The sequence below is a fragment of the Rhizobium sp. P2_G9 genome, from assembly GCF_056403475.1.
Map to the genome: position 1 here is coordinate 5,087 of NZ_JBFUFK010000016.1, position 18,735 is coordinate 23,821.

The 18,735-nt window shown below is 61.2% G+C and carries 19 protein-coding genes; 10 read left to right on the top strand and 9 right to left on the bottom strand.

The genetic code is table 11. The features are described from left to right. Window positions 1–68 precede the first annotated feature (68 nt). The 4 genes from AC1DYF_RS15505 to AC1DYF_RS15520 all read left to right on the top strand — a co-directional run bounded on the left by AC1DYF_RS15505 (window position 69) and on the right by AC1DYF_RS15520 (window position 3,869). The gene (locus tag AC1DYF_RS15505) at window positions 69–1,238 is read left to right on the top strand and encodes a Gfo/Idh/MocA family protein (protein WP_477877631.1); all 1,170 of its coding nucleotides are present in this window, start codon (window positions 69–71) and stop codon (window positions 1,236–1,238) included. Between the two features lie 111 nt (window positions 1,239–1,349). Then, complete coding sequence (gene copM, locus AC1DYF_RS15510; RefSeq protein ID WP_477877632.1) at window positions 1,350–1,769, top strand: CopM family metallochaperone; 420 nt, start codon at window positions 1,350–1,352, stop codon at window positions 1,767–1,769. Between the two features lie 165 nt (window positions 1,770–1,934). Beyond that, window positions 1,935–3,317: a GH1 family beta-glucosidase gene (locus tag AC1DYF_RS15515; RefSeq protein WP_477877633.1), complete on the top strand. Its 1,383-nt coding sequence runs from the start codon at window positions 1,935–1,937 to the stop codon at window positions 3,315–3,317. Window positions 3,318–3,323: 6 nt separating this feature from the next. Beyond that, a complete protein-coding gene (locus AC1DYF_RS15520) occupies window positions 3,324–3,869 on the top strand; it encodes an NADPH-dependent FMN reductase (RefSeq protein WP_477877634.1) in 546 nt (181 codons plus the stop codon). A 30-nt stretch (window positions 3,870–3,899) separates the two neighbouring features. Here the strand turns inward: AC1DYF_RS15520 and AC1DYF_RS15525 are convergent, their stop codons facing one another. Both AC1DYF_RS15525 and AC1DYF_RS15530 read right to left on the bottom strand, forming a co-directional pair. Beyond that, on the bottom strand, window positions 3,900–4,367 hold the full coding sequence (locus tag AC1DYF_RS15525) for a hypothetical protein (protein WP_477877635.1): 468 nt from the start codon (window positions 4,365–4,367) through the stop codon (window positions 3,900–3,902). Continuing rightward, a complete protein-coding gene (locus tag AC1DYF_RS15530) occupies window positions 4,364–5,143 on the bottom strand; it encodes a creatininase family protein (RefSeq protein WP_477877636.1) in 780 nt (259 codons plus the stop codon). Before AC1DYF_RS15530 ends, AC1DYF_RS15525 begins: the two co-directional genes overlap by 4 nt. An 80-nt stretch (window positions 5,144–5,223) precedes the next feature. On the opposite strand from AC1DYF_RS15530, the gene AC1DYF_RS15535 reads away from it, so the two are divergent. The 5 genes from AC1DYF_RS15535 to AC1DYF_RS15555 all read left to right on the top strand — a co-directional run bounded on the left by AC1DYF_RS15535 (window position 5,224) and on the right by AC1DYF_RS15555 (window position 9,282). Beyond that, window positions 5,224–5,730 carry a MarR family winged helix-turn-helix transcriptional regulator gene (locus tag AC1DYF_RS15535; RefSeq protein ID WP_477877637.1) on the top strand — a complete coding sequence of 169 codons (507 nt, stop codon included), beginning with the start codon at window positions 5,224–5,226 and terminating at the stop codon, window positions 5,728–5,730. Window positions 5,731–5,856: 126 nt separating this feature from the next. After that, window positions 5,857–6,879: a LacI family DNA-binding transcriptional regulator gene (locus AC1DYF_RS15540; RefSeq protein WP_477877638.1), complete on the top strand. Its 1,023-nt coding sequence runs from the start codon at window positions 5,857–5,859 to the stop codon at window positions 6,877–6,879. Between the two features lie 11 nt (window positions 6,880–6,890). Then, window positions 6,891–7,841 carry a 2-hydroxyacid dehydrogenase gene (locus AC1DYF_RS15545; protein ID WP_477877639.1) on the top strand — a complete coding sequence of 317 codons (951 nt, stop codon included), beginning with the start codon at window positions 6,891–6,893 and terminating at the stop codon, window positions 7,839–7,841. Window positions 7,842–8,038: 197 nt separating this feature from the next. Next, window positions 8,039–8,440 (top strand): hypothetical protein, encoded by a 402-nt coding sequence (locus AC1DYF_RS15550; protein ID WP_477877640.1) that lies wholly within the window; start codon window positions 8,039–8,041, stop codon window positions 8,438–8,440. Between the two features lie 110 nt (window positions 8,441–8,550). Then, window positions 8,551–9,282 (top strand): dienelactone hydrolase family protein, encoded by a 732-nt coding sequence (locus AC1DYF_RS15555; RefSeq protein ID WP_477877641.1) that lies wholly within the window; start codon window positions 8,551–8,553, stop codon window positions 9,280–9,282. A gap of 159 nt (window positions 9,283–9,441) precedes the next feature. On the opposite strand, the gene xylA is transcribed toward AC1DYF_RS15555, so the two are convergent. From xylA to AC1DYF_RS15590, 7 genes are all read right to left on the bottom strand, one after another. Beyond that, a complete protein-coding gene (gene xylA, locus AC1DYF_RS15560; protein WP_477877642.1) occupies window positions 9,442–10,752 on the bottom strand; it encodes a xylose isomerase in 1,311 nt (436 codons plus the stop codon). A 76-nt stretch (window positions 10,753–10,828) separates the two neighbouring features. Beyond that, the gene (gene xylB / locus AC1DYF_RS15565) at window positions 10,829–12,283 is read right to left on the bottom strand and encodes a xylulokinase (RefSeq protein WP_477877643.1); all 1,455 of its coding nucleotides are present in this window, start codon (window positions 12,281–12,283) and stop codon (window positions 10,829–10,831) included. An 18-nt stretch (window positions 12,284–12,301) separates the two neighbouring features. Beyond that, window positions 12,302–13,330 (bottom strand): LacI family DNA-binding transcriptional regulator, encoded by a 1,029-nt coding sequence (locus AC1DYF_RS15570; RefSeq protein WP_477877644.1) that lies wholly within the window; start codon window positions 13,328–13,330, stop codon window positions 12,302–12,304. Window positions 13,331–13,467: 137 nt separating this feature from the next. Further along, window positions 13,468–13,971 carry a DUF1993 domain-containing protein gene (locus AC1DYF_RS15575; RefSeq protein ID WP_477877645.1) on the bottom strand — a complete coding sequence of 168 codons (504 nt, stop codon included), beginning with the start codon at window positions 13,969–13,971 and terminating at the stop codon, window positions 13,468–13,470. Between the two features lie 83 nt (window positions 13,972–14,054). After that, a complete protein-coding gene (locus AC1DYF_RS15580) occupies window positions 14,055–15,125 on the bottom strand; it encodes a nickel/cobalt transporter (protein ID WP_477877646.1) in 1,071 nt (356 codons plus the stop codon). Window positions 15,126–15,331: 206 nt separating this feature from the next. After that, window positions 15,332–15,973 (bottom strand): DUF1007 family protein, encoded by a 642-nt coding sequence (locus tag AC1DYF_RS15585; protein WP_477877647.1) that lies wholly within the window; start codon window positions 15,971–15,973, stop codon window positions 15,332–15,334. A 101-nt stretch (window positions 15,974–16,074) separates the two neighbouring features. Next, on the bottom strand, window positions 16,075–16,968 hold the full coding sequence (locus tag AC1DYF_RS15590; RefSeq protein ID WP_477877648.1) for a LysR family transcriptional regulator: 894 nt from the start codon (window positions 16,966–16,968) through the stop codon (window positions 16,075–16,077). A gap of 586 nt (window positions 16,969–17,554) precedes the next feature. Here AC1DYF_RS15590 and odc2 point away from each other — a divergent pair. Continuing rightward, window positions 17,555–18,688: an ornithine/lysine decarboxylase gene (gene odc2, locus AC1DYF_RS15595; RefSeq protein ID WP_477877649.1), complete on the top strand. Its 1,134-nt coding sequence runs from the start codon at window positions 17,555–17,557 to the stop codon at window positions 18,686–18,688. The last annotated feature ends 47 nt before the right edge of the window (window positions 18,689–18,735 follow it).

Here is an 18,735-nt window from a genome sequence, read left to right on the forward strand (position 1 = left end):
CCCCTCTGCCCTGCCGGGCAGAGGGGGGGGTACCACGGCTGCCAACCAACAAGAACAGGAGAAACCACATGGCCATCGAAGGAACGACGGAAAAATTCGAGCCGCGCATCAAGCTCGGCATGGTGGGCGGCGGCTCGGGCGCCTTTATTGGCGCGGTGCACCGCATCGCGGCGCGCATCGACGATCACTATGACTTCGTCGCCGGCGCGCTCTCGTCGACGCCGGAGAAAGCACGCCAGTCCGGCGCCGAACTCGGCCTCGACCCGTCGCGCACCTATGACGATTTCAAATCCATGGCGATCCGCGAAGCCAAGCTCAAGAACGGCATCGAAGCCGTGGCGATCGTCACGCCGAACCACATGCACTACCCGGCCGCCAAGGAATTTTTGACCCGCGGTATCCACGTGGTCTGCGACAAGCCGCTGACCTCCAACCTCGCCGACGCCAAGAAACTGCTGAAAGTTGCCAAGGAGAGCGATGCGCTGTTCATCCTGACGCACAATTACACCGGCTATCCGATGGTCCGGCAGGCCCGCGAAATGGTCAAGAACGGCGAGCTCGGCGAAATCCGCCTGGTGCAGATGGAATATCCGCAGGATTGGCTTTCCGAGCCGATCGAACAGACCGGCCAGAAGCAGGCCGCCTGGCGCACCGACCCGAAGCAATCCGGCGCCGGCGGTTCGACTGGCGACATCGGCACGCATGCCTATAATCTCGGCTGCTTCATTTCTGGCCTCGAAGCCGAGGAACTCGCCGCCGACGTCCACACCTTCGTCGCCGGCCGCCAGCTCGACGACAATGCGCATGTGATGATGCGCTTCAAAGGCGGCGCCAAGGGCTTGCTCTGGTGCAGCCAGGTCGCCCCCGGCCACGAAAACGGCCTGAAAGTCCGCGTCTACGGCACCAAGGGCGGTCTCGAATGGGTCCAGGCCGATCCGAACTATCTCTGGTATACCGAACTCGGCAAGCCGAAAACTCTACTCACCCGCAACGGCGCCGGTGCCGGTCCTGCCGCCGGCCGCGTCAGCCGCATCCCATCGGGGCATCCGGAAGGTTATCTGGAAGGCTTCGCCACCATCTACACCGAAGCAGCCAAGGCGATCATCGCCAAGCGCAACGGCAAGCCGGTCGATCCGGCTGTGATCTATCCGACAGTCGAGGACGGCGTGAAGGGTGTGGCCTTTGTCGAGGCCTGCATCAATTCGTCCAAGCGCAATGGCGCTTGGGTGAAGCTCTGACGGCGGGTCACGACAATCAATATGAGAAACCGGGGCGGCAATTTTGCCGCCCTTTCCAATTGCGGCCACAATGACGCTGCTCGATAATGTTGAATGCTTTGGAGATTGACCATGAATCCTATTCTCAAGACGACAGCATTTGCCATCTCGATCGTGATCCCGATCCTCGCCACCCCTGCTTTTTCGATGGAAATGACTCTTCCCGAGGCATGTGAAAAACCCGGCGAGAGCATGGCGATGCAACAGCAAATGGACATGTCCAGCATGCCGATGAAGGACTTCCAGAAGGATTTCATGAGCGGCATGCAGCAGATGGATCCGGCGATGACGCAAGGCATGATGCAAGACAAGCCGGACGTCGCCTTCATCTGCGGCATGATCGCCCATCATATGGGCGCAGTACAGATGTCCGAGGTCGAGCTCAAATACGGCAAGGATGAATGGGCGCGGCAATTGGCGCAGAAAATCATCGATGCCCAGAGGAAGGAAATCGATGACATGACCAAATGGCTGGAGAAGAACCCGAAATAGCGCCGGTCCATAAAGTCTATGCCCCGCAAACAGCCGTGGCAATTCAAACTGCAACGTTACAGATTTAAAAATTTCGTAACTCGACTTTCCGGCCCGGCTTGGCTAAACCGCCTCCGAACTCTGGCGCGACGCGCCTGTCCGTCACCCTAAAAGGGGAAATTCAGCATGGATCCGAAAATTCTCGCCGCCCGCTTCCCGGGAGATTTTGTGTTTGGCGTCGCCACCGCCGCCTTCCAGATCGAAGGCGCCAGCAAAGCCGACGGCCGCAAGCCGTCGATCTGGGACGCCTTCTGCAACATGCCGGGCCGGGTGCATAGCCGCGACAATGGCGACATTGCCTGCGACCACTATAACCGCCTGGATGAAGACCTCGACCTGATCAAGGAACTCGGCGTCGAAGCCTATCGCTTCTCGATCGCCTGGCCGCGCATCTATCCCGATGGCACCGGCCCGCTGAACGAAAAGGGCCTGGATTTCTACGACCGCCTCGTCGACGGCTGCAAGGCGCGCGGCATCAAGACCTTCGCTACGCTCTACCATTGGGACCTGCCGCTGACGCTGATGGGTGACGGCGGCTGGACGGCGCGCTCGACGGCCTATGCCTTCCAGCGCTATGCCCAGACGGTGATCCGCCGCCTCGGCGACCGGCTCGATGCGGTTGCCACCTTCAACGAGCCCTGGTGCTCGGTGATCCTGTCGCATCTCTACGGCATCCATGCCCCGGGCGAGCGCAACATGCAGGCCATGCTGCATGCCGCTCACTTCACCAACCTCGCCCATGGCCTCGGCGTCGAGGCGATCCGCACTGAGGCGCCGAAACTGCCGGTCGGCATCGTCTACAATGCCATGTCGGTGATGCCGGGCTCTAGTAGCGAGGCCGACAAGGCCGCCGCCGTCCGCCACGATGCCTTCCACAACGGCATCTTCTTCGACCCGGTGTTCAAGGGCCATTACCCGCAGGCGCTGCTCGACGCCTATGGCGATATCATGCCGAAGATCGAGGACGGCGACCTCAAGACGATTTCGCAGAAAATCGACTGGTGGGGCCTGAACTATTACCGGCCCGAGCACGTCTCCGCCGATCCGAACCCGAACGCCGCCTTCCCGGCGACCGTGGAGGCCGCCGCCGTCAAGCCGGAAAAGACCGATATCGGCTGGGAGATCAATTCGACGGGCCTTAGCCACGTCGTGCACGACCTCTATGCCCGCTACGACCTGCCGGACCTCTACATCACCGAAAACGGCGCTGCCTACAATATGGGCGTCGGCGTCAATGGCGAGGTCGACGACCAGCCGCGGCTCGATTACTACATCGACCACCTGTCGGTCTCGGCAGACCTGATCAAGGAAGGCTATCCGCTGCGCGGCTATTTCGCCTGGTCGCTGATGGACAATTTCGAATGGGCGGAGGGCTATAAGATGCGCTTCGGTCTCGTCCATGTCGATTATCAGACGCAGGTCCGAACGGTGAAGAAGAGCGGCAAGTGGTATAGCGCGCTCGCCAACGAATTCCCCAAGGGCAACTATATCAAGACCGACGCCGCCTGATCGGCCGTGAAGCGCTTCCTCGCCATATCGGGCAGCCTGCGCCGTGTTTCCACCAACACGGCGCTGCTGCGCGCCATGGCGAAAGATGCACCGGACGGCATCGCCATCGAACTCTATGACGGCATGGGCGACCTGCCGATCTTCAATCCCGATCGCGAAGGCGATCTGACGCCACAGGCCGTCAACGACCTCGGCCAAAAGGTTCGCGAAGCCGACGGCCTGATCATCTCCTGCCCGGAATATGCCCATGGCATTCCGGGCGGGCTGAAGAACCTGCTCGATTGGCTGGTATCGCGCGACGAGATCCCGCACAAGCCTGCGATGCTGCTCAGAGCGTCGAGCCGCAACGACATCTCGCACGCGGCGCTGTCCGAGGTGCTGCGCACCATGTCGGTGGCAGTAATGCCGGAGGTCGGCATCCACATCCATCTCATCAGCCGGACGCCGGATGAGATTGCAGGGATGTTTGCCGACCGGAAACGACAAGAGGAGTTGCAGCGAGCCTTGCACGGCTTCGCGGGATGGATAGACGGGTTGAACGGCCACGCCTAGGCCGAAGCCCAGCGGCCCCCAAAGCACCGACTATTTAATCCCATACTCGGTGCTCCAGACTTTTGCCGCAGTCATGCTCCCGCCATCGAATGACATGCAAAGGTGCTGCTGGTTCTCATATCTGGATTCTTCAATATAGACGTAACCTTTCACTGGATCCTTCAAGGTCTTGTAGAACTGGTCAAATTCTGCGTCCTCCATTGACAACAGAGCTACAGAAGTTCCGTTGACAAAGAGCTCATACGGCATCAAACCTTTGCCTTCACAATTGGTTATCTCGACAAAAAAAGTGGATTCCCACTCGTGGAGCCATTTCACATTCTGCTTTGGAAGCGATATTTCGATTTTTCTCCAACGATCGCCCAACGTTCCGAAATACCCTTTGGGCCGCGTCTCTACCACGCCATCGTCGTGAATGCGTAATGGTGATATCCTCATGGCACAGGCAGCGCACGCGGCGGCCAGAGTGATTGCAAATGCGGTCGAGAGATATCTCAAAGGTCTGCCACCAGCGAGCGCCTCGCCCCAAAAATCGACATATCGAACCTGTCGACATCCTCGACCAGTTCCACCAGCCCCTTCACCGCATGCTCGATCAGCGCCTCGCCTTTCTCAGCCGTCGCCGCCGTCGCATCCCCCGCCGCCCCATCCGGATTGAGATCGCTCATCATCCAGCCGAAAGCATGTGGCCCATAGGCGCGCAGATGGCCGAAATCGCGGGCGAAATAGCTCTGCCGCGAGGGGAAATTCTGCGCCAGCGACATATCGACCTTATCCGGATGCAGCGCCAGCATCACCGAAGTCTCGATGGCGCCGCCATGGATGTCGAGCGCTTTTTCCGCAGGCGTGATCACGCCATCGGGCACGCCGAAGCGCGTCCAGCTCGTCGTCACGCATAGCATTTTGAACCGCACCCGCGCCTCGGTGGCGACGATGGTGAGCAGTGGTGAATTGCCGCCATGGGCGTTGAGCAGGATGAGCTTTTCCACGCCGCTCTGCATCAGGTTGTCGGCGATATCGAGCCAGCCCTCGACGGCCTCGTTGAAGGCGAGCGAGCGGGTACCCTCGCGGTCGGAATGCTCGATCGAATAGCCGATCGGATCGGCCTCGAGGAACAGCATCTCGATATGCTGCGGCAGCGCCTCCTTCAGGCGCTCGGCGATGCCCTCTGCGATCAGCGTATCGGTGTCGAGCGGCAGATGCGGACCATGATATTCGTGGGCTCCGAGTGGCAGGACGGCAATGGTTCGAGGGTTTTTTTCGTGATCGGCCATTCTGTCCAACTTCCCCTTGCCATGCGCCTTGCGCTTCAGTCATACAGTCTCCGCAGATTTAAGCAAAGACCGGGGCGGACATGGTCAAGAAGGACAAGGGCGACAAGAAGGAGAAGGACGACAAGCCGAAAGAGCGATATGTGGCAGGCACGCTGCAGCCGGAAATCACCCGCGCAGCTCGCTCGATGCGGACCTTCCTCACCAATTCGCTGTCGGCAAGCAGCATCTATGCCGGCCAGGACGCGGTCATTCTGGCGCTCGCCGGCAAGGAATCCATGACCGCAGGCGCGATTGCCACCGAACTCGGCGTCAAGCCCCCGACCATGACCCGGACGCTGTCGCGCATGGAGGCGCAGGGCTTCATCCAGAAATTGCCGGGAGAGACCGACGGCCGGCAGATGCGCGCCACGCTGACGCCCGAAGGGCAACGGCATGTCGGCGCCATCGCCTATGCGATCAAGGCGACAGAGGCTTTTGCTTTCGACGGTCTGACCGACAAGGAAATCCGCCAATTCTCCAAGGTGCTGCGCCGGATCAATCGCAATTTCGGCGATCAGGCCGATGATGACGAGGGAAATGGGGAATAATACGCTTCCGGCGTGACGGAGGCGTTGCAGATGCGCGATTCTGTGCTACCTCAATCGATTTAGGGAGATATGCAGATCGGTGCCGCCGTTTTTTGAGTTCGGCGGGTCGTGCGTGCGGGAGGCTGTATGGCCCAGAAGATTAAACTATCGACCATAGCCGAGACCCTGGGCGTATCGACCGCCACGGTTTCGCTGGCGCTGCGCGACAGCCCGCTGGTTGCCGTCTCCACCCGTGACAAAATCAAGGAACAGGCGCGCGCACTGGGCTATATCTACAATCGGCGCGCCGCGAGCCTGCGTACCTCGCGCTCGGGCATTATCGGTGTCATCGTCCACGACATCATGAACCCGTTCTACGCCGAAATCCTGAAAGCGATCGAGAGCGAACTCGACCGCAGCCAGCACACGTTCATCCTCTCCAATCACTACGACTCGGTCGAAAAGCAGCGCAATTTCATCGAGACGATGCTGCAGCTCGGCGGCGACGGCATCATCATGTCGCCGGCCATCGGCACGCCGCCGGAGGACCTGGAACTGGCCGAGGAAAACGGCATGCCGGTCATCCTCGTCGCCCGCACCATCGAGGGCGTCAGCCTGCCTGCCTTCCGCGGCGATGACAGCTATGGCATCTCGCTCGCCACCAACCACCTGATCTCGCTCGGCCACAAGGTGATCGCCATGGTCGGCGGCACGGACCAGACCTCGACCGGCCGCGACCGCTACCAGGGCTATGTCAATGCGCTCCGCAAGGCCAATATAGATGTTCTGCCGGAACTCAGGATTCCCGGCCCTCGCACCCGCCAGAGCGGCTTCGAGGCGGCGGTGCATTTCCTGTCGCTGCCGCTCAAACCCACCGCCGCCGTCTGCTGGAACGACCTCGTCGCCATCGGCCTGATGAATGGCATCGCCCGTGCGGGGCTGACACCAGGGGTTGACATCTCGGTCTCCGGCTATGACGATCTTGAGGAAGCTTCGATCGCCACGCCGGCGCTGACGACCGTCTGGAACGGACAGTCGGAGGTCGGCCGGCTCGCGGCGCGGGCACTGCTCGATCGCCTGGCCGGCAGCCACGAACCCGACGGCCTTCATCTCATCAAACCGGAAATGCGCATCCGCCAGTCTTCCGGTCCCATGAAACCGCGAAAGTAACGATATTTCCCATGACCACTGTTCTCCTGATCGGCAAGGTTCACACGCGCGTGCGCGAACGTCTCACCGGCCGCTTCGACCTCATCGAATTGAAGAGCACGAATCCGGCCGATGTGACGCCGGAAATGGCTGAAAAGGTCGTGGCAGCCGTCGCCTCCAGCGGCAGTTCGGCTGCCTTGATCGACGCGCTTCCGAAACTGAAGCTGATCGCCAATTTCGGCGTCGGCTATGACGGCGTCGACGTCAAACATGCCGCAAGCAAGGGCATCATCGTCACCAACACGCCCGACGTGCTCGATGAGGAAGTGGCTGATACGGCCATCGGCCTGCTGCTCAACACGATCCGCCTGCTGCCCCAGGCCGAGAACTGGCTGCGTGCCGGCCGCTGGGTCAAGGACGGACCGTTCCGCCTGTCGCCGCTGTCGCTGCGCGGCCGGCATATCGGTATCTATGGCATGGGCCGCATCGGCCAGCAGATCGCCAGCCGCCTGGAAGCCTTCCACGTCAAGATCAGCTATCACACCCGCCGGCCCAACAGCGCCGTGCCCTATGACTATGTCGGCTCGCTGAAGGAATTGGCCGAGACGGTCGATACGCTCGTCTGCATCGTGCCGAAGACGGCGGAAACACGTCGCACCATCAACACGGAAATCCTCAGAGCGCTCGGTAAGAACGGCGTGCTGATCAATGTCGGCCGCGGCTGGACGGTGAGCGAGGACGACCTGATCAAGGCATTGGAAAACGGCGACATTGCCGGCGCCGGCCTGGATGTGTTCGACGACGAGCCGAATGTGCCGGAAGCACTGCTGAAGTTCGACAATGTCTCGCTGCTGCCGCATGTCGCCTCGGCCTCGGTCGTCACCCGCAATGCCATGGCCGATCTCGTCGCCGACAACGTCATCTCCTTCCTTGAGAAGGGCGCACCGGTCACCCCGGTGCCGGAGACGCCGTGGAACAGATAGCATGTTGCCCGAAAGTGGGCCCCGGCTTCAGGATAACGGCATCCGCAAAACAGGGAGAATTTAATTAGAATTTTACCATATTCCGAAAATCGTTAATCCTCCGGCAAGTTTTGCACCGCATCATTGTTCCTTCAAGCCGGGCATGCGCGCCCGGCGCCGCCTCAAAACCTGGGGACGGCACCAAGATGGAGCGGATCATGGGCATGCGCGCGCTCATCCTGACGCTTTGCGTCGGCGGTTTTGGATTGTGGATGCTCGGCCCGGCGAAAGAGCCGGCGCCAGATCCGGTCGTGACCGCTTCGGTCAACAAAACCAATCTGGATTTCACCGTCTCGAACATGGAAAACGGCACGGCCTGCCTGCTGACCCGCGGCAACCGCCAAAGCGGCCATTCCAGCGACGTCAGGCCCGGCCATGATTGCGAAACGGTCTGGCCCGGCCTTGGCGAGGTACGCAACTGGACGCAGAACGCGGACAATACCGTGACGCTCACGGATGACAGCGGACGGGAAGTCCTGACGCTGGCACAGGGCGACGGCGTCGATTTCGAAGCGCTTCAACCCGACAACGCGGTGCTCGCTTTCAATGCGGTGAACTGAAGCCCCATAAATCCCTTGCAGCCGGACACGCCAATTTGTCTTGAGCCGGTCACGGCCATTTGACAAATTGCAAAAGCCGTCTGCCGGCTGTCAAGTGCAAGGGAATTATCATGAAACGCGAGATCGAGATCAAAACTGCCGATGGTACCGCCAGGGCTTGGGTTTTCCGCCCGGATGGCGCAGAGACCGCCAAGGGCGTCCTGTTCTACATGGACGGCATCGGCATCCGGGATGCGATGTTCGACATGGCCCAGCGGCTTGCGGATGCCGGCTACGTCGTCCTGCTGCCCGATCTCTTCTACCGCTTCGGTGCCTATGGCCCATTCAGCGGCAATGCCTTCAATGTCGAGGCCGATCGCAACCAGGTCATGACGATGATCCGCGGCACGAGCCACGCCATGACCAGGGCCGATACCGCCGCCTTCCTGGACGCGCTCGACGCCGAGGGCGTCAAGGGACCGGTCGGCGTGACCGGTTATTGCATGGCCGGCGGCCGCGCGATCACCGCGCTTGCGACCTATCCGGACCGCATTGCGGCCGCGGCAAGCTTCCACGGCGGCAATCTCGCCAGCGACGCGGAGGATAGCCCGCACCGCTTGGCCAGCCAGATCAGGGGCCGCGTCTATGTCGGCGTTGCCGGCGTCGACGGCAGTTTCCCGCCCGAACAGTCCGCCCGGCTTGCCGAGGCATTCCGGGTGGCCGAGGTCGACCACATCATCGAAAATTATGTCGGGATGAAGCATGGCTGGACCGTCCCGGATCGCGACGGCGTCTATGACGAAACCGGCGCCGAGCGGCATTGGAAGCGCCTGCTGACGCTCTTTGAGGAAAGCCTTGGGTGACAGTGGTGTCCTCTTCTCCCCTCGGGGAGAAGGGTCCAGAGGACGGGTCGAGACGAGTGGCTCGACCCAGTAGGGCCGGATGAGGGGGCCGCCTCGCCCAGGAAGCCCCCTCATCTGTCCTTCGGACATCTTCTCCCCGATGGGGAGAAGAGGTAACTATCAAACGTACCGGTTGACCACGTTCTCCAGCGCTTCCTGCTTGCCGGACTTCGGCCGCGGGTTGACGTTGGAATTGACAACCCAAGCCTCGATTTCTTCCAGCGTATAACCGCCGTCGAGCATTTTCCGCGCCTCAGGCACCTTCCAGCCGGCATAACGAGCCTCGAGCGGATCGGAAAGCGCCTTGTCCTCGATCATCTGCACAGCCGCCTTGAGGCCGCGGGCGCAGCAATCGATACCGCCGATATGGCCGATCAGCAGGTCTTCCGGATCGAGTGACTGGCGGCGCAGCTTGGCGTCGAAATTGGTGCCGCCATTCTTGAAGCCGCCACCGGCCAGGACCTGGTAGAAGGCCAGCGCCATTTCCGGCACGTTGTTGGGGAACTGGTCGGTGTCCCAGCCCGACTGATAATCGTTGCGGTTCATGTCGATCGAGCCGAAAATGCCGAGCGCATTGGCAAGCGACAGTTCGTGCTCGAAGGTGTGGCCGGCGAGAATGGCATGGCCCTGCTCGATATTGACCTTCACCTCGTTTTCCAGGCCGTACTTCTTGAGGAAGCCGTAAACCGTGGCGACGTCGTAATCATACTGGTGCTTGGACGGCTCCTGCGGCTTCGGCTCGATCAGGATCGTGCCCTCGAAGCCGATCTTGTGCTTGTATTCGACGACGAGATTGAGGAAACGGCCCATCTGGTCCAGTTCGTGCTTGAGATCGGTGTTGAGCAGAGTCTCATAGCCTTCGCGGCCGCCCCAGAGCACATAGTTCTGGCCGCCGAGTTTCTTGGTGGCGTCGATGCAGGTCTTGACCGTCGCAGCGGCAAAGGCGAACACATCCGGATCGGGATTGGTGGCGGCACCCGACATATAGCGGCGATGCGAGAAGAGGTTCGCCGTGCCCCAGAGCAGCTTGACGCCGGTCTGGGCCTGCTTCTCGGCGAAATAGTCGACGATCTCGTTGAGGTTTTTGGTGTTTTCAGCAAAGTTGCTGCCCTCGGGCCGCACGTCGGCGTCGTGGAAGCAGTAGAACGGCGTGCCAAGCAGGGTGAAGAATTCGAAGGCGACGTCGGCCTTCAGCTTGGCCGCTTCCATGGTGTTGTTGAACCAGGGACGCTCGAACGTGTTGCCGCCGAACGGGTCGGTGCCGGGCCAGACGAAGGTGTGCCAATAGGCCACCGCAAAGCGCAGATGGTCTTCCATGCGCTTGCCCATGACGATCTCATCGGGATTGTAGTGGCGATAGGCCAGCGGATTGGTGCTGTCCGGACCCTCATATTTGATCTTCTCGATCGTGCCGAAAAAGCCGGTGCTCATAGTTGTCTCCTTAGGTTAGTGTTCGTTATTGTCTGCGTCGCGCGGGGTCGTTTAGCGCATCGCGAGAACTGTCATCTTATTGCCCAAGCGCCGAAATCGCCGGATATACCGACCGATAGCGCGCATAGGCCGCCTCGTAGGCAAGCGTCAGCGCGCTATCGGGCTCGATCGTCTCATCCGTGGCAGGCGGCGTGCAGACCGCGACCGGATCGGCACCGGTGGCGGCGATCAGACCGAGCCGTGCGGCGCCAAAAGCCGCGCCGAAATCGCCATCGGCGGGAATGTCGACCGGAATGCCGAGCGAGGTGGCGATCGACTTCAGCCAGTAGCGCGAACGCGAACCGCCGCCGATGGCGGTGACGCGGGCGATACGTGTGCCGGCGCTCTTCAAGGCTTCGAGATTGTCGCGGATGGCGAAGGTCACGCCTTCGAGCACCGCCTGCGTCAGAACGACCCGCTCCGACTCGTGACCCAGGCCGGTGAAGACGCCGCGGATCTTCGCATCGTTATGCGGCGTGCGTTCGCCGGAAAGATAGGGCAGGAAGGTCACCGAACTCGGCGCCTTCAAGTCATCGCCGAGTTCCTTCGTCAGTTCCGCAGCACCTTTGCCGGTGATGCCGGAATACCAGTTAAGCGCATCGGTCGCAGAAAGGATGACGCCCATCTGGTGCCAGGTGTTCGGCAGCGCGTGGCAGAAGGCGTGCACGGCGCTGGCCGGATTGGGCAGGTAGCGGGCATTGGCGGCAAACAGCACGCCGGACGTACCGAGCGAGACGAAGGCATGACCCTCGCTGACCGTGCCCATGCCGCAGGCCGAAGCCGCATTGTCGCCGGCACCGCCGGCAATCACCACGCCTGAGCCCATGCCCCATTTGGCCGCCAGTTCGCTGCGTAGTGTGCCGGCTCTATCGGTGCCTTCGACCAAGGACGGCATCTGGCTCTCGTCGAGACCGGTGGCGGCGAGCAGATCGGCAGACCAGGCACGTTTGCCGGTATCGAGCCAGCTTGTGCCGGCCGAATCCGACATTTCCGAAATATACTCGCCGGCGAGCCAAAGCCTGAGATAATCCTTCGGCAGCAACACCTTCTTCACCCTGGCGAAGACATCCGGCTCGTTGTTCTTCACCCAGACCAGTTTTGGCGCGGTGAAACCGGGGAAAACGATATTGCCGGTAATGGCGCGGAAACGCGGATCAGCGTCGAGCGCCGCCGCTTCCTGATAGGAGCGCGTATCATTCCAGAGGATGCAGGGCCGCAACACCTTGTCATCGGCATCGATCAGCGTCGCACCATGCATCTGGCCTGAGAGGCCGATGCCCTTGACCGCAGCCAATTCCTTCGGATGGGCTGCCTTGAGGCCGGCGATCGCCTCTTCGGTCGCCCTTATCCAATGCGCCGGATCCTGTTCAGACCAGCCCGAATGCGGCCGCGACACGTCGAGCGAACCGCTCGCCGAGCCGATAATCTTCTGCTGGTCGTCCATCAGCATGGCTTTGACGCCGGACGTGCCGAGATCGAGACCGAGATACATGATGCCTCCTGCTGCCGCTCAGGGCAGATTGTCCTTCAAGAAAATGTCGATGCGGATGCGCTCCTGCGCATCGATAACAGGCACGCCATCGGCCTTGGCCTTCATCACGCGGATGGCGCTGCGAACCTCGTGGCCGGGATCCTGGTTGAGGATCGCATCGATGAGCTCGGCATTCAACGCCTCGCGCGTAAACGGTGTCAGTTCGTGCGCGATGACGACCGGCCGCCGGGCGCCGGATTGCCGCTCGCGGATCGCCCGGATGAGGCCGCGGTTGCCGGCGCCGAGATTGTAGATGCCGGCCAGCCCGGGATGCTGGTGCAGGAGATGACCAACGAGATCATGCAGCCGCGACGGATCGTCCTGCCCTTCCACAACCGGCAGGATATCGAGGCCGGAATTGATCTCTGCGAGCCGCGCGGAAAATCCGGCAAGGCGGTCGCGATGGTCGCCCACCAGCATCGAGCCGGCGATGACGGCGACGCTGCCCTGCTGCCCGTTCAGGAACCGGCCCATCAGGCTGCCGGCGGTGCGGCCAGCCGCGACATTGTCGACGCCGGCGAAATGGTCGCGCTCCGAACCCGGCAGGTCGGAGACCAGGGTAACCACGGCGACACCCTGCTGCCGCAGCCGGCCGATGGCCGCATGCACCTCCGGCGCATCGACAGCAACGACCGCAACACCGGCGGGCGGATCGGCGAATAAACCGTCCAGCGCTTCCGCCAGCCGGTGCGCGTCGAAGGCCGGAACCTCGATGCAGTGGAGGCTGGTCCGTTCCAGCGGCGAGCGCTTGATCGCCTCGCCGACCTCGCGGCGCAATTCGACCATGAAGGAATTATCGCTGCCGGGAATGACGAAGGCCAGCGGATAGACACGGCCCTTGGCGAGATTGGCCGCAGCCATGTCACGAACGAAGCCGATGCGGCCGATCGCATCCTCAACCCGTGCCCGCGTCTCGGCGCGGACGCCCGGCCGGCGGTTCAGCACGCGATCCACCGTAGCAAGGCTGACGCCCGCCGCCTCAGCGATGTCATGTACTGTTGGCCGCATGGTGTCCTCCCTGCGGCTCGTCTTACAACAGATTTTGAGGTACGTAAATCAGAATTTGGTACTTTAAGCTCCGGTCAAAAAACGGGCGCCCTTCGCCAGCCGGCAAGGAACGCCCGTTGACTGTCTGCAAGCTGCGATCAGGCGCCCATATAGAGGATCTTGCCGAGCGGCAGGCCGTTGTGGCGCAGGATGTCGTAGGCGGTGGTGACGTGGAAATAGAAATTCGGAAGGGCGAAGCCGATCAGGTAATCATGTGCGGTGAACTGTCGCACGCCGCTGCCGAGTTTCAGCTCGACGATCGCGTCGTCGCGGCCGTTCATCTGCTCGGGCGTCACGGCTTTAATGAGCTCGATCGTCTTGTCGATGCGCGCGTGCAGTTCGGCGAAGCTCGATTCGGTATCGGGCAGCGACGGGTTCGGCAGGCCGGCGGTGCGATAGAAGGACCCTTTGGCATGGTCGGAAGCGAGCTGCACCTGATTGGTCAGGCTGCGCATGTCGGGCGCAAGCCGGGCATTGAGAAAGACCGAAGGGTCGATCTTGCGCTCGATGCAAAGCGCTTCGGCCTGGTCAAGCGCGGCCTTGAGGCCTTTGAAGCGCGGCAGGATGGAAAGCGTGGCGACGGAATGAAGGGTGATGCTCATATTTTCGGTGTCCTGAAAAAGAAAATCGGCGGCCTCTATGTGCGCTGCCGCCGACGCTTTTACCAGAGCGTGTCGCTATTTTATCAGTCGTAGAGCGAGGCGAGCAGGAACAGCAATCCGAACAGGATGACGAAGACGGCGGCCAGCAATTCCACGGCATTGCCGATCCACAGGCCGGCCGAGCCGTCGCCGGCGATCTTCAACGCCGTCCCCTTGGCCATGACGGCAATCGTCGCCAGGATCGATACGGTGATCGCGGTGCCGATCGACATGCCGAGCACCGAGAGCGCGCCCCCGAGATAAAGCCCGTTGAGGAAGCAGAAAGTCAGCACGAAGAGTGCGCCCGTGCAGGGCCGCAAGCCCACGGCGATGATTGCCGTCCAGGCCGAGGCGAGCGAGAATTCCTCGCCCGCGACCATGTCGACGGATGGCACATGCGCATGCCCGCAGACTTCGCAGACCTCGCCGGCCGTGTGCGCATGCGGATGGTTGAGGCCGGGACCATGGCGATGGCCGCGCTCGATGCCCTCGCGAAAATTCATGCTGCCCATGCCGGCAACGGCGAGCTCCGGGCCGACCGGCGCCAGCTCAAGCACAGGCCGCCACATCAGGCTACGCAGCTTGCGCACCAGCATGTACATGCCGAAGACGACGATCAGCGCAAACGAGCCGACTTCGAGCCATTTCTGTGCATCGTTCATGGTGATTGTCGTGCCGCGCAGGATGAGGAAGCCAGCGGTGACGACAACGATCGCCATCATCCCCTGCAGCAGGGCGGAGAGGAAGGAGATCACGATGCCGCGCTTCAACTCGATCTTGTTGGCGATCATGTAGGACGAAATCACCGCCTTGCCGTGGCCGGGACCTGCGGCATGGAAGACACCGTAGAGAAAGGAGACACCAACCAACGGCCAAACCTGCCAGAAATCGGTGCGCATGCCCTTCAGGGCCGCGACCAGGGGCCGATAGAACTGCGCCTGCATGGTGTTAATCCAGAACATCAGCTTGGCCAGCCAGGGCATATATTCAATGACGAAGTTCGGCGGCGGGCCTGCACCGGGATCGGTATTGCCGATGCCAAGCGACGAGCCGGCATGGGCGAGCGTCGCGGTGGTAAGGAACGCCAGAATTGCTATCGAGATGGTCTTGGCCACCCCTCTCTGGCCTGCCGGCCATCTCCCCCTCAAGGGGGGAGATTGGATGGGGCGCTGTCCTGCCTCATCAAAGTGTTSCATGCTCGGTATCCGCCCCTTTGGGGCATCGGTCGTGCCTCTTGCCATTCTCCCCCCTTGAGGGGGAGATGCCCGGCAGGGCAGAGGGGGGTGAGCCACAGACACATCGTCCGCGAGAGTGTTCGATCTCATTTGCATGTCACCTCCTCGCGGATGGCAAACAGCTTCGCCATGTTGGTTCCGGTGGGGTCATTGTAAAAGGCATCGGTCAGGGTCGATTTGTTTTCGGCAATCACCTCATCCGGATCCGGGCGCACGATCTTGCCGGTGCAGCCCGCGAAGTCGCCCATCATCACCACGTCTTTCTCCGTCGGAAAATCGATCGAAGTATAGAGTGTCGGATCGTAGATGCCGAAGGTCAGCTTGCCCTTGAGCGGCATCGGTTTGGCCGGCTTGATGGCAAAGAACATCAACAGCTGGCCGTCGCGGTAGTCGACATTGATCACATCAGGCTTCTGCACGTCGACATGTTTGCCGTCCTGGGTGAGGTTCGTATAGTAATCGAAATCGGCGAGTGACGTGCGCACCGTCTCGCCCACTTCCTTGAGCTCCTCCGGGTCGAGCTTGAGATTGGTGTTCTTGTCGAAATCCATCAGCACGCTGGACGAGAACACTTCATCGAAGCGCCAGACATTGTGCAGCTCGACGACATTGTGATTGGCATCGGCAACGATCTCCAGCCGGGCATCGGCGAAGACGTGCGGATGGGCAGAAGCTGCCGCCGGCAAAAGCACGGCCATGGCCAGAAGCGGCAGAAATGAATGTTTCATCTGGAGACTGTCCCGTAATCCTGGCCGCCCAAAAACCGAATGAATGAGTCAAAATTCCGAATGGTTAACCGCCTGCGGCAATTTGGACACTATGCCCGGACCTATACGTTCTTCTTGAACCAGCCATGCAGGTAATCAACGAAGCGGCGGACCTTGGCCGGCAGATAGCGGCGATGCGGGTAGATGGCGTAGATGCCGCCGCCATCCGGCATGAAATCTTCCAGGATGGTGGTGAGTTCGCCGCACTCAGTCTTGGGCTTGGCGACGAAATCCGGGATCAGCGCCACGCCAAGCCCGGCGATCGCCGCCCGTGTCGAGGCGATCGGCGAATTGACCTCGATCGGCCCGCTGACGGTGACGCTTTGGAAGCCGCCGCTCGCGCCGGCGAAACGCCAGTTGTTGTAGGCCCGGCTGTTGGTGTCGACGATGCAGGGCACCAGCGCCAGGTCCTGCGGCGTCTTGATCGGCCCGTATTTCTCCAGCAGCGCCGGGGAGACAAAACAGTGCAAGCCGAAATCGCAGAGTTTGCGCGCGATCATGCCCGAATCTTCCAGCCGGGTGATGCGGATCGCCACGTCGAACCCCTCCTCGATCAGATCGACGAAGCGGTCCTCGGCAATGATCTCGAGCGTAATGTCGGGATGTTCCAGCGAGAAGTCGATCAGCGAGCGGCCGATCTCGGCATCGACGAAACTTCTGGGCACACTGATACGGATACGGCCCTTGAGGTCGGTGGCGCCCTCGCGTACCTGGTCGGCAAGGCTGTCGATCTCTTTCAATATCTCCGACGCCTGCCGATAGTAGGTATGGCCGGCCTCGGTCAGCGAAAATTGCCGCGTCGTGCGGTTGAGCAAAAGTGCGCCGAGCTCGTCTTCCAGTTCCTTCACATATTTGGACAGCAGCGCCTTAGAGCGTCCCAGCTTGCGCGCGGCGGCCGAATAACCCTCGGCATCCACCACGTCGATGAAGGCCCGCATCCTGGTCAGCGTGTCCATGAAACCCCATTTCAGAAATTCGTTAAAATTCTTATGTGTGCCAGTGTCTTACCACGGCAAATTTTTTTCAAAAAGAGGCAAGAAAATTCTTGATTATGACGGCGAATATCCCTATTTCACCGTCAGCCCAAAGTCGCACGTGCCTGTGGGTGTCCGCCGAACCCTCGAATGGTGAGGAAATCGGTAAGGTACCTGGAACTAACCGCTCCAGTCGCTACCCCGGCCAACCGGGACAAGCGAGGACATCTTGAAGCAACGACGGTGCGGGCCTTTCTGGTGTCTGCCGGCTTTCCAACAGCCGGGGTTACTGAAGAGGCACACCTTCATTGCCCGATGTGCGGTGGGAACCACCCTCCAATCTAAGGCAGCAAATCTGAACGATCGCCATTCCGTGGCGTTGGTTCATAAAGCCGCGTGATGGCTTTCGAATTTTGGCGCCGGGGTCTCCATCGGCTGGCGCCGGAACAAGAAATCGTCACCACTTTGCCCTCCGGTTTCCGGAGTACTGCCACACGGACATAGCGATCAGACCGTATGCACCCGGTTGACGCAACGCCCCTTGATTCGATTTTGGAAGGGTACTTTCATGACAACACAGCGCATCCGCGATTTTCTCGCCACCCGACGTCCCGAGGGTCCGTGCCTTGTCGTCGACCTTGATGTGGTCAAGGATAATTTCACCGCGTTCCGCCATGCCCTGCCGGACAGCATGATCTACTACGCGGTGAAGGCAAATCCCGCACCTGAAGTCCTGAAGCTCCTCGCCGGGCTCGGCTCCAACTTCGATTGCGCCTCCGTGGCCGAAATCGAAATGGCGCTTGATGCCGGCGCGACGCCCTCCCGCATTTCCTTCGGCAACACGATCAAGAAAGAGCGTGACGTCGCCCGCGCCCATGCGCTCGGCATCAACCTCTTCGCTGTCGATTGCCATGAGGAAGTGGAAAAGATCGCCCGCTCGGCCCCCGGCGCCCGGGTGTTCTGCCGCGTGCTCACCGATGGCGAAGGCGCCGAATGGCCGCTGTCGCGCAAGTTCGGCTGCGTGCCGCAGATGGCCGTCGACGTGCTCGTCTATGCCCATCAGCTCGGCCTCGTCTCCTATGGCGTCTCGTTCCACGTCGGTTCGCAGATGACCAAGGTCGATGCCTGGGATTCGGCGCTCGGCGATGCCAAGCGTGTCTTCGCGCAGTTGGCCAAGCAGGGCATCGAGCTCAAGATGGTCAATATGGGCGGCGGCTTCCCCACCAAGTACCTCAAGGACATCCCGACCTCCGAGGCCTATGGTCGCGCGATCGTCGCAGCACTGCGCAAGCACTTCGGCAACCACATTCCGGAGACCATCATCGAGCCGGGCCGCGGCATGGTCGGCAATGCCGGCGTGATCAAGACGGAAGTCGTGCTGATCTCGAAGAAGTCCGACAACGACGCCCATCGCTGGGTGTTCCTGGACATCGGCAAGTTCGGCGGCCTCGCAGAGACCATGGACGAAGCCATCCGCTACCCGATCCGCTCTGAGCGTGACGGCGACGAGATGGAAGCCTGCGTCATCGCCGGCCCGACCTGCGACTCCGCCGACGTGCTCTACGAGAAGAACATGTATCCGCTGCCGGTGACACTGACGATCGGCGACGAGCTCCTGATCGAAGGCACCGGCGCCTATACGACGACCTATTCCGCGGTCGCCTTCAACGGCTTCGAGCCGCTCAAGGCCTATATCATCTGAAATACCGCCAGCCCCGTAGCCAGCCGGGGCGGCAAACTCACAATTCC